Below are 13,994 nucleotides of genomic sequence, written 5' to 3'. Positions count from 1 at the left end.
ATGATGGGAATTCTCTCTAGGCTTAGGGGGGCCCTTCATAAACCCTCCTATTATTCTCACGAGGAAGGGCTTCAGGCCGCGGCTTACCATGACGAGGAGGAAAAGAGCCCGCCCTCGTGGAGCGTCGTTTCCCACTACAGAATAGGCGCTGTGGAGTACTTCCTCTACAGGGGAGGTGATGGAGTGCCCAGACTTATGGTAAGGGAGCCTGAGCCCATGGATCATGACAGGCTTGTCTATGTGGCCACAGGCCTTGCTAAGCCTAAGGACGAGCGCGAGAGCTACCTGGCCGAAAAGTACAGGAGCGGCTACGGCAAGATATACCCGCTGATATTGGACCCTCACATAGAGGAGATATCATATACGGGTTCGACTAAGAATGTGATAGTCATACATAAGGAGGTGCCCTCGCGCTGGGTCCTCACGGACATAAAGCTGACGGACGAAGAGGCTAATGGAATAGTGGTAGAGCTTGCAAGAAAGGCCGGCAAGAGCGTGAGTATAGCTTCTCCCTATGCCGAAGGGTTGACAGTAGAGGGCCACAGAATATCGGTCTCGTTTATGAATGAGATGAGCAGGTTTGGAAGCAGCTTCGTCATAAGGAAGTACCCTCAGAAGCCCTTTACAATAGCCGACCTGTTGGCTAACAAGACCATAGATCCTGCTGCAGCAGCTTACCTCTGGCTCGTAGCCGAAGCTCAGGGCTTTATAATAGTCAGCGGCGCCATGGGAGCTGGAAAAACTACCGTGCTTCAATCAATTATCAGCTTGTTGCCGCCTTACTCCAAGGTAGTCACGATAGAGGACACACCGGAGTTGGTGGTCACGGGTCCCCTGTGGGACTCCTTAGTCACAAGGCCAAGAACCCCCGGCGAGGAGGTTGAGGAGATAACGCTTGAGGACCTTCTGAAGTTCGCCCTCAGGAGGCGCGCAGACTATGTAGTAGTGGGGGAGGTCAGGGGCAGGGAGGGCAAACTGCTGGCTCAGGCTGCGGCCAGCGGGTACGGAGCCATGACTACACTTCACGGCGACTCGCCCCAGGGGGTTATAATGAGACTTAGCATGGAGCCTATAGCGCTGCCGCCCCTCTTCCTAAGCTCCATAAAGTCCATAGTGCAAGTCAAACGCCTTCAGGCCACTGGGGGGCGCGCCGTTAGGAGGGTCACCGAAATAGCCGAGGTTGAGAATGGCAACAGCGTCGCCATTTATAGATATGGGGAAACTGGTATCAACGACCTGGTTGAAAGGAGCCGGGAGCTTGAGTGGGCGGCGGAGAGGCTAGGCATAGGTGATATAAGGGAGGAAATGGAGGCCAGGACCAAGTTTCTCGAATCTGTTGCGGGCAGATCCCCCGAGGAGCTGCGCGCCGAGCTAGCTAAGTTCTACATATCACGTTACGGTGATATGATATGATGGGCAGGAGGCCCAATGATCCCAGGATCTACGGTCCTCTGGTGACAACGCTTAATACAATTGACGCCATATCGCCTATACTTGCAGTGGCGTTTTTCATAGCCGCAGGGGCATCATATGTGGCCCTTCATGTGCGCTACTTGCCGGCGCTAATCCTAGCATCCCTAGGAGTCATAATCTTCTTCCTTCCTAAACTTAGCAGGAGGTTGCTTGCCTCCCTCCTCGGCTCGGGAATTAATGACGAGATGCCATCGCTGCTAGCTGTCATGATACCGTACGTCGCCTCCTCGCGTGACCTCTCTGCAGTGCTTGTAACCGCCTCCGAAAGCCTAGGCCTTAAGTTCAGCAGGGTAGAGGCGAAGAGATTGAGTTATCTTCTGGCAGCAGGTTATGATGAGAGAAGGGCGCTCAGGATACTTGCCGACACGACGCCAAGTTCAAGGTTAAGGGAAGTCATTAGGGAGCTGCTGACGGTTGAGGAGATGGGGCTCTCACGGCTTAGGGCCGCGGTGAACCTATATGCAAGAACTATGGATGCTGTCAAGTCTACTTGGCAGAGCTACGCAAAGCTAGGCGAGACAATAACTGAAGCCGTGACTACGCTTATAGTTTCAGCCGCTGTGCTGCTCCCATTATCGCTGTTTGGAAGTTCCAACCTTCTAATACCTCTGGCAGTACTTATGATGGTCCTGTCACCAAGCCTTGCGATGCTGCTGGCCCTCCTTAGGCCTAAGCTTGGAGAGCCCGAGGGTGGCTGGTGGGTTGCCGGCCTGACTATAGGCTCAGCTGTCGCCGCTTCGCTGATAATGTTTCTGGGGAGGTACCTTGCAGCGTTGATTATCCTTACTCTGGCTACCGTAATATCTGAAGCCTCGTGGGCAAGGCTTTCTAAAAGGTTTGCAGAGTCCCTCAGGCTCCTGAGGGAGGCATCGGAGAGAGCAAGGCTTGGGTTGCCCTTCGCTGACGTGCTCTCAAGGGCCTCCATGCTTGGCAAGTCCATAATTAATGCAATAGTGAGCTCTGATAAGGTCGCTGGCCGGGTTGGGGTGGGTCCAGCGCTGCAAAGCTTCGTTGACATATTCTACGAATCCCTGAGAAGTTTGAAGTCATTGCAGGTGGAAGCCTACATATTGATGGGGATTTCTGCCATAGCGCCAGCTATCTCCCTCGTGGGGGTCTATGCGCTGGTAAACTACATAGCTTCATCTTCTCTAAGTTCTCTGCTAACCAACACTCTCTCAGTTCAGTATGCGGCTAGGCTGCTCATGGCTATGTCCCCCCTCTCCACGCTTCCAGCGGCGTCACTTCACCGCGGCAGAAGAATGTCGCCAGCAGCATCGTTGGTCTCAACTGTACTATCGCTTCTGGTAGTGCGTTTTATGGCTCTCTAAGAAAGCTGCCTCACCACGCGTGCCTCGTAATAGGTCACGCCGCCGCTCTCATCCACTATGGCTAATATCGGTTCATGAGCATCCGCCACTGCCCTCTGGCTCCACCTAACTATATCCATGAGTTTGACGTAGTTCCCCTCGCTTAGTATTAGGACTTCAGCCGTCCTGTTATCTGTCATGTTATAGAGCAGGGTCCTAGGCCTAGGTCCCACGGCAACCTTTTTCCCCCTTCTCCTGAGGTCAAAGTACACGATGAAGGTCTCAAGATCTAAGTGGAGGTCCTCTATCATCTTTATGGCCTTCTGCCAGTCTTTATCATTAACTATAACCTGGTACACGCTGTTATAAGGGTCGTCAGGGTTCGTGGGACTTCACCCTGACCCCTATCTCTATCAGAGCCGCTATGGCAGCGCCTGTTAATGCGTATACCAGGAAGCCGCTGCCTATCAGGATGCTATAGACGTAGCTGCCGTTTAAGGTGCTAGGCAATGGTGTGGAGGCTATGGAGAGCCCCATGTAATAGAGACCCGCTGCAAGCATTATTAGCACTGATATCACCTGCGCCTCCCTGTACAGCCTGAAGTTTCTGCGGGATACTTTGAAGAAGACGCTGGCTATAATTACATATATAACCATGCCTATGATAAGCGTGGTGACGTCGTAGGACACGGCGTATCCAACCTTGTCTGTTAAGGGCGCCGTACTTCTGCTTAAAATATAGGCGCCATAAGCGCTTATTGCTACGCTAATGGCCAGAGTCCCGAGGCCAGCTAACTGGAAGACGCTTCCCTCGCGGACCCTGGCGGCGGTCGTCTTCAGGTATTCCCATAGCTGTGACTCCAGGTTAAAGCCCTTAACCACCATGAAGAAGCCAAGCAGCGCTGCCATAATCTTAAGTGAGAGCAGGAGGTAACCAAAGATGGTTAGAAGCCCGAAGACTAAGAGCAGCAGGCCAGGAAGCCCTAGGAAGTACTTTGAGTACCTGGGGTCGTTGAGGGCCTTTCTAATATACCTGGCTAAAAGTATGTAACTCCCCTCAACGCCGAGGCTTTGTTCTACTATAACCTGTTTCACGCCAGCTATTGGGCCTACGTCTCGGAGTATTTGCGCCATAAAGAGCTCGTCCAGGCCGTCACCGACAACGTAAAGTTCATAATTGCCAGGGGATTTGGAGATGGCCTGCTGGACTCTGGCCTTAATTAAGCTTTGGGCCAACAGGGCGTTCTTTGGATGACCACCCACAACAATGATTTCAGGATTTCTACCGTCGGCCTCCATCTCTTTGTAAAGGTTAAGTCCGACAAACATTGCGTTGGAGTCCGGGTCTTCAGGCCTTAGTATGGCGAACTGCGTTGCAGCGTCTACAACGTTCTTATAGCCCATGACCAGTGACCTGCCTAAAGTGGCGCCTATGTCGTCATCTTCATCTATGACTACTATCAGCGGCCTTCTAGCGTCACTCTTAAGGCCCATGGCTTACCTCTTCTCATTTCTGAATCAAAGGGAGAAGCTATTAGGCTTTCGCGCCTAATGTAAGGCTTCGTGCTTAGAGTTTTGCCCTTCATCGTGGCTAACGGTTGCCTTTAACAACTATTAGCTGCTCGACCTAGTCGATTTTCTCTCTAGCGATGTCTATGGTGCTACTCCCTCGAGGATGCAGGGACCTTATTGGACACGCTCTTCGTCCCACAGCCCCTCACAGGTTTCATCGCGTGGTCTTCAACAGACAGGGTGTTAGCATTTTTTATAAGGCGCGATTATGTGCCGCTGCTTCAGCCTTAAGAGGGATTAGAAGAAGCGGATAAAGTAAGTGGCTGCATAGAATCGCTGTAGATTGCTAGCTCAACTTACACGCTTCCAGTATGGCGTCAGGCGGCGCGTCAGTCCTAAATCCTATGGGGCTCAGGTGAGTTCTAGAGAACCTGTACCCCTGCGATGTTAACCTGGCCCCTATTACGCTTAGGGCGGGCATGTTATGTTTAGCTTCAGAGCACAGCCCGTCCAGCCTCTGGTGGGGAAACGCCTGAAGGCCTAGCTCCTCCTCTATCAGACTTAACACCTTAAGCGCGTCCGCGTAGCATCTCTGGTATTCGTACTTGCGCGCCTTTGCATCATTGAGCATCCTGCCCACTATCTCCTTCTCCCAAAGGGGACCCACCCATATGGGTCCATAGCACGAGTCTGAAGGAAGGCCCTTTTGCATTGAAGCTATGCCGTTTTTGATGCGGATACAGCCCATGTTATCCTCCAACGACCTATGTGCCCTCTGGGAGCCTTTCTCAAATGTCACGAACACCCTAGCGTAGTGGCCGACGCTTACTGAGAAGAGGGGCCTCACCGCTTTGTCATGCGCCGCCGCCTCCCTAGCTATGAAGCCCAGAAGAACTCTCAGTGCGACTTCGCGGTAACTCCTGGTAGGCTCTGGGGGGTTGTCAAGCCAGTACTTCCTTTTAGCAGCCAACCTCTTAGAGCCCCCTAGGACTGCAAGGTCTGTAGCGGTGACTGCAAGGACTCCGCCTCTGGATGTTGCAGAAATTGCAGCACTGATGAAAGGTGCAGGGCTTCCGAAGGGATCTAGGTCAACTACGTCATAAGCTTCTCCGAGCTCGTGGCTTATGGTGTAGAGGAGAGCATTGGCGTCCCTGTTAGATGCTATAGCTCTATCTCCGAGTGAGTTAAGATTAATATTAGCCTTTATGAGCTTTAGAGCCTCCTCGTCAATGTCATTTAGCACAGCCCTCTCGAGACTCCTTACTTCAAGCAGATACCTTAAACCCCTGACACCCGTGCCTGCAAGCACGTCTATGGCGCTCCTAAGCGAGGCCCCTTCAGCCGCATAAGCGTTCAGGAACTGAACCGAGAGGTCCCTGTTAAGTTCCATGCTGGGGTTGTAGAATACTTGAAGCCATGCAGGCTCTAGGCTTCCTCTGAGCGGGTCTACTGCAGGCCTCGTATCAGGTATGTACAGCAGCGCCTTTCCTTCCCTTATTACTGCAAGCTTCACTGGCCAACCACCTTGCAAGCTCAGGGGCTCTCCTTATGTATTCATTCCTGTTATTTTCATCTAGGCGTATTAGCATACCCTGAGTTAAGGCGGAGAAGAGCTCTGGGGACCGGTCCCTGAGCCTGTAGTGGAAAGTTACTATGAGAGGCTTAGGAGGCTGCATGATAAGCTTAGTAAGGGCTTGCGATAAAGATCTTAAGCTGAGCTCCATAGGGCCTACTTCGTCTATTATAATTATGTCACTAGATTTAATGCTGTCCTCTAATATTGAGAGTACCTTGCCTTCTGCCCCAGGGTCTATGTAGTATCTTCCGACTCTCAGACTCTGAGGCGCGGGCGTTACGCTTGCTAGGGGTACAGACCTTAAGCCGTCCACGCTCTTTACCAGGAACCCTCTCCTGACCCCTCCCTCTCGTAGCTCTGGCGTCGTGAACCCGCCCACGGAACAGCCCATGTTAACTAGCTCACTTGCTATTGTCTGAGCCAGTGTCGTCTTTCCTATCCCCGGCCTTCCAGTTATGGCTATCAGCTTTTTCTGCAACCTTCCCACCTATGAAATCTATGAACTCCTCTAGTGTGAAGACCTTTTCGGGCTCATTAAGCTCTTTGGCTAACTCCTTAAGACTTGGCTCCACGACTACGAAGCCTTCACCTCTGATTGACTTCGCCATTCTTAACATGTTTGTCACTTTATCATTAAAGTCCTTAGGTTTTTCGCCTCCGTGTGATATAGTTATTAGTGCCTTAAGGTTACTGCCGGAGAGGCATATATCGAGCGGCGCTCTCCTCGCGTGACAAACGTCAAGCATAAGTCCCCTGAGCCTTCTAACCATCTCTACTTCCATCTGATCGTCGAAATCCGTTCCATGAGATGGCTTGGAGCCCGACAGTATTTCCTCTGAAGGATCAAATATGTCTATGCTAGCAACTATATCCTCTCCAAGCTCATTTATCAACCTCTCAGCCACGTCGAGAGTTGGCTTTATGCTGCCCCTCTCATAGTCATAGATGGCCTTCCTAGAAACCTTGGCCAACCTAGCCATAGTGCCAAGGCTATAGCCCTTCAGCTCCCTCTTCTGCCTTAACTTTTCGCCATTAACTTTTACTTTAAAGTTGTCCCTATCCTCATATATTACTGGCAGGTCGCCCTCAAGAGAGTTAATTAGGGTCTCGACGCTGATCACCTTAGAACCTTCGTAATCATACACTACGCCATCAACTAACTTAATGTCTCCCTTGCGTTCGGCCACTATGAAAGAGTTCACCTTAAGCGTTGATGAAAGTCCTTTGAGTTCCTCCCTCTCGCTTTTGCCTATTAGGTTGGTGCTATACGCGAGTTTAACAAGAATTACCCTGCTTTCTTTATTCTTAAGTGCAAGGTCCACCGTTCTTTTTAACTGGTTTCTGGGGTAATTGAGCGCTATAACGTCCCCTACTTCCGCTAGCAGATATAGTGACCTGTTTACGAACTCCCTGGAGGCCTCATACATAGCCTGCCGCACTCTTGGTGACGGCCGTATATTAGTTAATAATTCGCGAGCTTTAAAGGTGTTATTCAACTAAGCTCGTACTAAGGTAATCGACGCCGCCTGATGGACTTAAGCTTTTAAGTTGGCCTCAGCAGTTGCAGCTGGCGTTCAAGAAGTAAGTTGTGCGGGGAGAGCGATTAGTACAGTAGTACGCGTGGATGCGCGTTAAGCGTGCAGTTGCTCAGGCCTTTTCATGGTAAGGTAATGACATCCATACGTCTGGGCCACTTCGTTGACGGAGCTGCAAATAGCGCAAGTTATGTTCTGGAACCTTTCGGAGCTCTTAGCGTCGGAAGAGTACGCTAAAATTATCATCGCTGCCTCTCTGATCTTCTCAGCTTTGGCCTTGTCGTTAAGTATCTTGGCCATGTATTTTTCGCCGCGCCGTCCCTCTACGTAGTTCGATACTGCGGCGGGCGTGAGGCCAAGGAGCCTGGCGGCCTCGTATTTAGATAATTTAAACTCGTTGACCAGCACATATGCTATGGACGCCCTAATTGACGGCATGACCTCCTTGGCCGCCACCTCGCAGGGCTGGCGTATGGGCGGCGGCTGTTGCAGGTGCTGCTTCACCTTCATGGTCCCAGTAGGTATGTGGCTTAACTAAGGCTAAAAATGTGAGCTATGTACGCCCTCTAATTCGCTATAGGCCCGTTTAGTACCAGTTAAGGGAAGCTAACGTCTTGGACAGGCCTTGGCTACAGCGCACTAAACTAGTGCTTAAAAAGCTCCTAGTAAGATACCTAAGTGGTTTGGTGTGCCTCAATGGCCGGAAGGTACTTTGACGTGGAGTTCGACGAGGAGCTAATAAAGGAGCTGAAGGACACGCTAGCATATATGGTATCGCCAGTAACTGTGGACCTGTTTATAGATGAGGCCTCGCACTGCGAGACCTGCGAGGACGCATACAAGCTTGTTAAGACCATAGCCGACGCCTCGCCCGTTCGCGACGGCAAGAAGATGCTTCAGCTGAGGGTCTTCAGTAAGTCTAAGCCTGAAGATCTTGAAGAGTTCAAAAGACAAAACGTTGAGAGGGTCCCTACCGTAACGCTGCTGGGCGGTGTAATAAGGTACACAGGAACCCCTGCGGGCGAGGAGATAAGGGGCTTCATAGAGACGATAATGAGGATAAGCGAGGGCGAGAGCGGTCTCGACCCTGAGACGAAGAAGCAGCTGGCCTCTCTCAAGGGCTCAGTGCACATAGAGACCGTCGTAACCCCGTCGTGCCCCTACTGCCCCTACGCCGCGCTGCTCGCTAACATGTTTGCCTATGAGTCCTGGAAGCAGAACAACCCCAAGGTGATCTCAGACACCGTGGAGGCCTACGAGAACATGGACATAGCAGAAAAGTATGGAGTTATGAGCGTCCCAGCCATAGCTCTGAACGGCGTCATGTCATTCATAGGTGTGCCCTATGAGGAGGACTTCATAAACTACGTGGTGGCTGCAGCTGAGAACAGGCTAGACCAGCTGGTGCCCAAGACAGAGGGAGAAGCCTCAGGGATGTGAAGGAACTCCAAGAGTTAGCGTGACGAAGCAGTAGCACCCTCTGGGGGCTGGAACCCTAAGGAGGCCTGCAGGGCTCTTTTCTAAGGGGTAACATCCTATGGAGGAGCAAACGCTCCCCTCCACAACTTCTCTATTTAGTCTGGCCTCAAGTTCTGAGTCATAGTGAGTAGGGTTAATGACAACAAAGCCCATTTTCTTTGAATCAGGGGCAAAGTCATAGATCACAGCTGATGAGGAACCCGAACTCACAAAGCCTGGAGAGGCGATCCACTGCAGGTAGCCCACCGTTAGCTGCAGCAGTTGCCTTGTGGCCTGCGGCTCATCTCCCTCACCTATGTACGTAACTCCTTGAAGCTCCAGGTTAACGTAACCCTCTCTAAACTCAACCCTAATCGGGGAGCTTGAAGAGATAGACAAGGGTTTCGGCTGTCTTAACACTATGCTATTGGCTTCTATGGCATCTCCAGGCCTGTAAACATCCTCGAAGTAAGCGAAGGGGTAGAGAACCGAAGCCTTAATGTCGTAACGCGAAGCGTCAACACTTAAGGTAAGCTTAGATGAACGAGCCAGAGGGAGCGCCAGGACATTATTAGTGAGGCGAGCTAAGAGGAAGTCGCTAGCCTTGAGAACGCTGATATTATTGATGTTAAGGGCCTCTACTTTAGAGGGGAGCGCTATGCTAAAGGGCTGTAACGACACTTTAGGCCCTGTTGCAGGGCCTTCCTTAGATCTGAGGGACTCTAGGTCTAAAACCTCAAGCGCCTTAAGCCTTGACCATCTAGTGCCATTAACAGCTGCTACGGCCACTGGGCTTAAGTCGCTGCCATAAAGTGGTACAACGTCTTTAACGTCCCAGGAGAAGGGATTCATATAAATGTTGTCGCGCTCTAACTTGTGCGGCGCCAGAGGTTGTATGTAAAAGCCCAGCGGTTTAGGAGGGGCTGGCAGCTCTGACTCCAGGTCGCCCCTGTTGACAGTAACCTCGTAAAGGCCGCAGCAGGACCACCTCAGGTTTAATCCTCTAGGGCCCTCAATAGACTTTATGCCTGCGTTGTTTAAGATCGCCGGAAGGGAAGGTATTCTAAGGTCATCATAATTAATGAAATTCTTATCCCTAAAACGCGTTGAAAGCTCGAGCCACCCTAAGGGATCGAAGCCCTCATGCAAACACTACAGCCCGTGAGGTTCACTTAAAGGCTGATAGCATTAAAATTATTCTGCTTAAGGGGGCTCCGCAGGACGTCTTTTCTAACTTATGGTGCGGGGGGTGGGCTTCGAACCCACGCAGGCCTACGCCAACGGGTTCTGAGCCCGTCCCCTTTGACCAGGCTCGGGCACCCCCGCACCATCTTCCTAACTATTGTCGGGTTTCTTAAAGGTTTGCGCGCGGTTCTGCACGTAAAAGGCCTGCAAGGCAATCGCTTCGTAAAGCATTTTAAGCGTTCTGTCAGCGACGCGCTGGGAAGAGGGACTCTAATTGGGAGTGCTTGACGCCTTATCCAATATCTCGGAGTACCTGCCAACGGTATCAAAGCCCTCACAGAAGCTAAGCCTGACTAGGAGACTTGCCTGGACAGGCATAGTGTTGGTTCTATACCTTATAATGAGCAACATACCTCTTTACGGCGTGCCCGTGAGCTCCACTGCAGCCACAACTATAACTCTTGAGAACATAATCTTCGCAAGCAGCGTTGGAACTCTGATGCAGTTGGGCATAGGACCCATAGTTACGGCTGGCCTCATACTTGAGGTGCTGGCCGGCGCTAAACTAATAGACATAGACTTCACGAACCCTGATGATCAGGCCAAGTTTACAGGAGCCATGAAGACGCTGGCGGTCCTGTTTGCCGTTGCTGAGGCGCTAGTCGTCACTCTCAGCGGGATGTTCTGGCCCGCTGGGACCCCCGTGTCCCCACTCGTTAAGGCACTGGTGGTAGTTCAGCTAGTGGCTGCCAGCTACATAGTAATATTAATGGACGAGGCCCTTCAAAGGGGCTGGGGGCTGGGGAGCGCCATAAGCCTCTTCATATTAGCTATGGTCGCCCAGACAGTGGTCTGGGATATATTTGGATTTGTCCCGAGGCTAGCGCTGGACTTTGGAGTAGTTCCAGCCCTCATCTATGACAGGGACCCGTTCATAGTGCTTACAAGGGCTAATGGCTTCCCTGACGTGACGGGCCTACTGGCCACGTTTGCCATAGTTATATCGCTTGTCTACCTTCAGGCCATGATGGTTGAGATACCTGTAACATCATCGCAGCTCAGAGGCATAAGGACTAAGGTGCCACTTCAGTTCATCTACGTGACCAACATACCGGTGCTCCTCTTGGCAATTTTAGTGGCTGATCTTCAACTCTTTGAGGCGCCTCTGGCGAGGTTCTTCGGTATTAGCTCGCTGGTCTATAAGGTCTACAGTGACATAGTTTTCTACCTATCGCCGCCCAACGGGCTTGTGGAGACGGTGCTAGATCCCCTGAGGTCCGTGATCTTCGCTATATCGTGGATGCTGCTCTCAGTAGCCTTTGGTTACGTGTGGGTCGAAGTGGCGGGCCTTAACCCTAGCTCACAGGCTGAGTCCCTGATAAAGGGAGGCCTTGAGATACCCGGTATGAGGAGGAACCCCAGAGTATTGGAGAGCGTGCTTGCAAGGTATATATATCCCTTAACGTCGCTCAGTAGCCTGATAGTGGGTGCCATAGCTGTGGTTGCGGCGTTCTTCGGAGCCTACGGCGGCGGCGTTGGCCTTCTGCTCGCGGTGGGCATAGTCTACCAGTACTATTCGATAATAACGTACGAGAGAGCCCTCGAGGCCTATCCACTGATAAGGAAGTTGGTGGGCGAGTGATGCCTGCGAGCAGGGTCAAGCGAAACCCCTTCAAGGTTATCGTAGTCACCGGAGTCCCTGGAGTAGGGAAGACCACAGTTCTCTCCCTGCTTCAGGAAAAAGCCAGAGAGAGGGGGCTTAGACTCAAGGTGCTGAACTTTGGCGATTTTATGCTAGACAACGCTGTTAGAAAGGGCTTAATAAAGAGCAGGGACCAGATAAGGTACCTCAGTTTCAGAGAGCAGCTGGAGCTTCAAGATATCGCGGCCTCCTCGATTATTGAGGAGGCTGGCGGCGACCTCAAAGAGGGGGATTACCTGATAGTAGACACTCACGCTATAGTTAAGACCCCTTTGGGCTATTTACCAGGACTTCCAAGCAACGTAGTTGACAGCCTCAGGCCTGACATGATAGTTGTTATAGAGGCTGACCCTAAGGAAATAGTTGCAAGGCAGCAGCGCGACGCTACGAGGTACAGGTCGGATTTTGGTGGGGAGGAGGGCGTTCGTCAGCTAATGGATGTAGCCAGGTCAGCGGCCATGGCCAGCGCCGTCCAGGCCGGATCCCTACTGACAATAATTATTAATCGTGAGGGCAGGGCTTCTGAGGCCGCGGAACAGCTGCTTAACGTCATATCTAAGCTTTAGCGATCCCCACCAGCAATATATCACTCCTTGCGAGGTCTACGTTATTAGTCTAGCTCGCTGTAATCATCATATGCGGCCTCTAGGTATTTTACCAGAAAGTCGAAGGCCTCCTCTAGCCTTAGAGACCTCAGATAGACCTCATACGCCTGCGAGAAGGCATGTGCTAGCTCCCTCTGGCCCTCCTTGTTTTTTGACATCTCGTCTAAGACTGCCTCTAGCTCCGGCCTTCTCCTCTTTAGCATCTCAATTAGCTTCCTAGCTATGGCGCCAGGCGATGCAGGGGGCATTTTGCCTCTCCTGCTGAGTCCTGTAGAACCTGAGGCGCAGACTAATAAAGCTAAAGGAGACCGATGAGCCAAGAACTTTATATTAAAAGGCCTTGCACAGCTAGCCTGAGAGATTAATGCCAGCAGAGAGGGTCAAGCTAAAACTTAATGGCGATACTGTAATCGCAGAGTGCTCAGGAAGGGCTAAGGAAATAAGGCTTCCCAAGGAAGTGGCCGCCTCGATCGCAACCTCTCCTTGGATGCTAAGACTAGTAGAAAGCCTCTGCAGCGACTCTAAGTTCAGGAAGAGGCTCACCAGCAGCGGTGCCTTGGAAAGCCTGTTCCTCCTTATTTACGCTATGTCAGAAGGTCTCCCTCCTTACAGGGCAGCTAAGCTGCTAGGCGTCTCACACGAAAGGCTTTACAGGCTGAGGAGGGGCCTCGAGAAGGACGGGCTATACGCTCAGGTTAAAGCTTTCATAGAAATAAACGCGAACATGAGGAAAAGAGCGTCGGCATAGTCCATATAGCTTTAAGGAGGCTAATAGCTTAAGTTTGCGCAGCCATGGAAATATGTGGAGAAGGAGGAGAGAATAGGTGCCCCTGCTAAACAGGAGGCAGCTGCCTGACGTAGGGGAGGTCGTGGTAGGTACCGTGAAGGAGCTTCATGACTATGGTGCCTACTTAGAGCTTGACGAGTTTAATGGCCTTAGGGCATTCCTTCCATGGGTTGAGGTCTCCAGCCGCTCGTTTAAGTCAATAGACGACGTGATTAAAGTCAACGAGCGTATCGCAGTCAAGGTAATAAGGGTCAACAGGGCCAAGGGCCAAGTAGACGTTAGCCTGAAGAAGGTCACAGACGACGAGCGCAGAAAGAAGATGACGTGGTGGAAGAGAACTCAAAAGGCCGTAAACATAATACTGATGATAGCGAAGGAGCTGAAGAAGACCGAGAAGCAAGCGTACGCAGAAGTCATATGGAAGCTTGAAGACAAGTACGGTGATGTCATGACAGCGTTAGAAATGGCCGCCACCGAGGGCGAGCAGCCTCTGGCAGCAGCTGGCGTGCCCGAGGAGTGGTTAAAGCCGCTGGCTGAGGCGGCCAAGAAATATGTCGAAGTTAAGAGGGTTAAAGTGAGCCTAGTAGCCACCGTTAAGAGCCTGAGCCCCGACGGCATAGAAAAGATAAAGGCAGTGCTCAGGTCTGCAGAGGAGGCCGTCGCTTCTAAGGGAAATGATTCTGTATCAATAAAGATCTATGCCATCGGGGCCCCAAGGTATAGAATAGACCTCATGGGGGTCGACTATAAAGAGCTTGAGCAGCTGGCTCAAAGCTTGGAGGAAGTAATGTCTAGAGCAGCGAAGGAGCTAGGTGCCGAGTTCTCGTTGGAGAGACTCCGCGAGTAAGGGG

Annotated in this window: 15 protein-coding genes and 1 tRNA gene; 7 read left to right on the top strand and 9 right to left on the bottom strand. The window is 51.6% G+C overall.

Features of this window, described 5'->3' with window-relative positions; translation table 11 throughout:
* Both ACP5H1_RS02035 and ACP5H1_RS02030 read left to right on the top strand, forming a co-directional pair.
* On the top strand, positions 1–1,413 hold the full coding sequence (locus ACP5H1_RS02035) for a type II/IV secretion system ATPase subunit (protein WP_427971125.1): 1,413 nt from the start codon (positions 1–3) through the stop codon (positions 1,411–1,413).
* Entirely contained in the window at positions 1,410–2,804 is a 1,395-nt protein-coding gene (locus tag ACP5H1_RS02030; RefSeq protein ID WP_427971123.1) for a hypothetical protein, read from the top strand. The genes ACP5H1_RS02035 and ACP5H1_RS02030 overlap by 4 nt, the downstream gene beginning before the upstream one ends.
* On the opposite strand, the gene ACP5H1_RS02025 is transcribed toward ACP5H1_RS02030, so the two are convergent.
* From ACP5H1_RS02025 to ACP5H1_RS02000, 6 genes are all read right to left on the bottom strand, one after another.
* Complete coding sequence (locus ACP5H1_RS02025; protein WP_427971121.1) at positions 2,801–3,142, bottom strand: hypothetical protein; 342 nt, start codon at positions 3,140–3,142, stop codon at positions 2,801–2,803. The genes ACP5H1_RS02030 and ACP5H1_RS02025 overlap by 4 nt on opposite strands.
* A 16-nt stretch (positions 3,143–3,158) precedes the next feature.
* Entirely contained in the window at positions 3,159–4,277 is a 1,119-nt protein-coding gene (locus ACP5H1_RS02020; RefSeq protein ID WP_427971119.1) for a DUF373 family protein, read from the bottom strand.
* Positions 4,278–4,641: 364 nt separating this feature from the next.
* Entirely contained in the window at positions 4,642–5,808 is a 1,167-nt protein-coding gene (locus tag ACP5H1_RS02015) for a hypothetical protein (RefSeq protein WP_427971117.1), read from the bottom strand.
* On the bottom strand, positions 5,759–6,349 hold the full coding sequence (locus ACP5H1_RS02010; protein ID WP_427971115.1) for a nucleoside-triphosphatase: 591 nt from the start codon (positions 6,347–6,349) through the stop codon (positions 5,759–5,761). Before ACP5H1_RS02010 ends, ACP5H1_RS02015 begins: the two co-directional genes overlap by 50 nt.
* On the bottom strand, positions 6,273–7,298 hold the full coding sequence (locus tag ACP5H1_RS02005; RefSeq protein ID WP_427971113.1) for a transcriptional regulator: 1,026 nt from the start codon (positions 7,296–7,298) through the stop codon (positions 6,273–6,275). The genes ACP5H1_RS02010 and ACP5H1_RS02005 overlap by 77 nt, the downstream gene beginning before the upstream one ends.
* A 204-nt stretch (positions 7,299–7,502) precedes the next feature.
* A complete protein-coding gene (locus ACP5H1_RS02000; RefSeq protein ID WP_427971111.1) occupies positions 7,503–7,916 on the bottom strand; it encodes a transcriptional regulator in 414 nt (137 codons plus the stop codon).
* Positions 7,917–8,102: 186 nt separating this feature from the next.
* Between ACP5H1_RS02000 and pdo the strand changes: the two genes are divergently transcribed.
* Positions 8,103–8,846: a protein disulfide oxidoreductase gene (pdo, locus tag ACP5H1_RS01995; RefSeq protein WP_427971109.1), complete on the top strand. Its 744-nt coding sequence runs from the start codon at positions 8,103–8,105 to the stop codon at positions 8,844–8,846.
* Here pdo and ACP5H1_RS01990 read toward each other — a convergent pair.
* Both ACP5H1_RS01990 and ACP5H1_RS01985 read right to left on the bottom strand, forming a co-directional pair.
* Positions 8,835–10,013, bottom strand: a complete 1,179-nt coding sequence (locus tag ACP5H1_RS01990) for a hypothetical protein (RefSeq protein ID WP_427971107.1) — start codon at positions 10,011–10,013, stop codon at positions 8,835–8,837. The two genes, pdo and ACP5H1_RS01990, sit on opposite strands and share 12 nt — an antisense overlap.
* A gap of 89 nt (positions 10,014–10,102) precedes the next feature.
* A tRNA-Leu gene (locus ACP5H1_RS01985) sits at positions 10,103–10,190 on the bottom strand.
* A gap of 133 nt (positions 10,191–10,323) precedes the next feature.
* Here ACP5H1_RS01985 and secY point away from each other — a divergent pair.
* The gene (gene secY / locus ACP5H1_RS01980) at positions 10,324–11,691 is read left to right on the top strand and encodes a preprotein translocase subunit SecY (protein ID WP_427971105.1); all 1,368 of its coding nucleotides are present in this window, start codon (positions 10,324–10,326) and stop codon (positions 11,689–11,691) included.
* Positions 11,691–12,317, top strand: coding sequence for an adenylate kinase (locus ACP5H1_RS01975; RefSeq protein WP_427971103.1), 627 nt, complete (start codon positions 11,691–11,693; stop codon positions 12,315–12,317). The genes secY and ACP5H1_RS01975 overlap by 1 nt, the downstream gene beginning before the upstream one ends.
* A 44-nt stretch (positions 12,318–12,361) precedes the next feature.
* On the opposite strand, the gene ACP5H1_RS01970 is transcribed toward ACP5H1_RS01975, so the two are convergent.
* On the bottom strand, positions 12,362–12,604 hold the full coding sequence (locus ACP5H1_RS01970; protein WP_427971101.1) for a hypothetical protein: 243 nt from the start codon (positions 12,602–12,604) through the stop codon (positions 12,362–12,364).
* Positions 12,605–12,720: 116 nt separating this feature from the next.
* On the opposite strand from ACP5H1_RS01970, the gene ACP5H1_RS01965 reads away from it, so the two are divergent.
* The gene (locus tag ACP5H1_RS01965; RefSeq protein ID WP_427971100.1) at positions 12,721–13,104 is read left to right on the top strand and encodes a hypothetical protein; all 384 of its coding nucleotides are present in this window, start codon (positions 12,721–12,723) and stop codon (positions 13,102–13,104) included.
* A gap of 76 nt (positions 13,105–13,180) precedes the next feature.
* Positions 13,181–13,990, top strand: a complete 810-nt coding sequence (locus ACP5H1_RS01960) for a translation initiation factor IF-2 subunit alpha (RefSeq protein ID WP_427971098.1) — start codon at positions 13,181–13,183, stop codon at positions 13,988–13,990.
* Positions 13,991–13,994: the final 4 nt, after the last annotated feature.

This window comes from Acidilobus sp. (genome assembly GCF_049973875.1).
Classification (GTDB): Archaea; Thermoproteota; Thermoprotei_A; order Sulfolobales; family Acidilobaceae; genus Acidilobus.
This window is presented reverse-complemented; position numbering and strand designations above follow the sequence as displayed.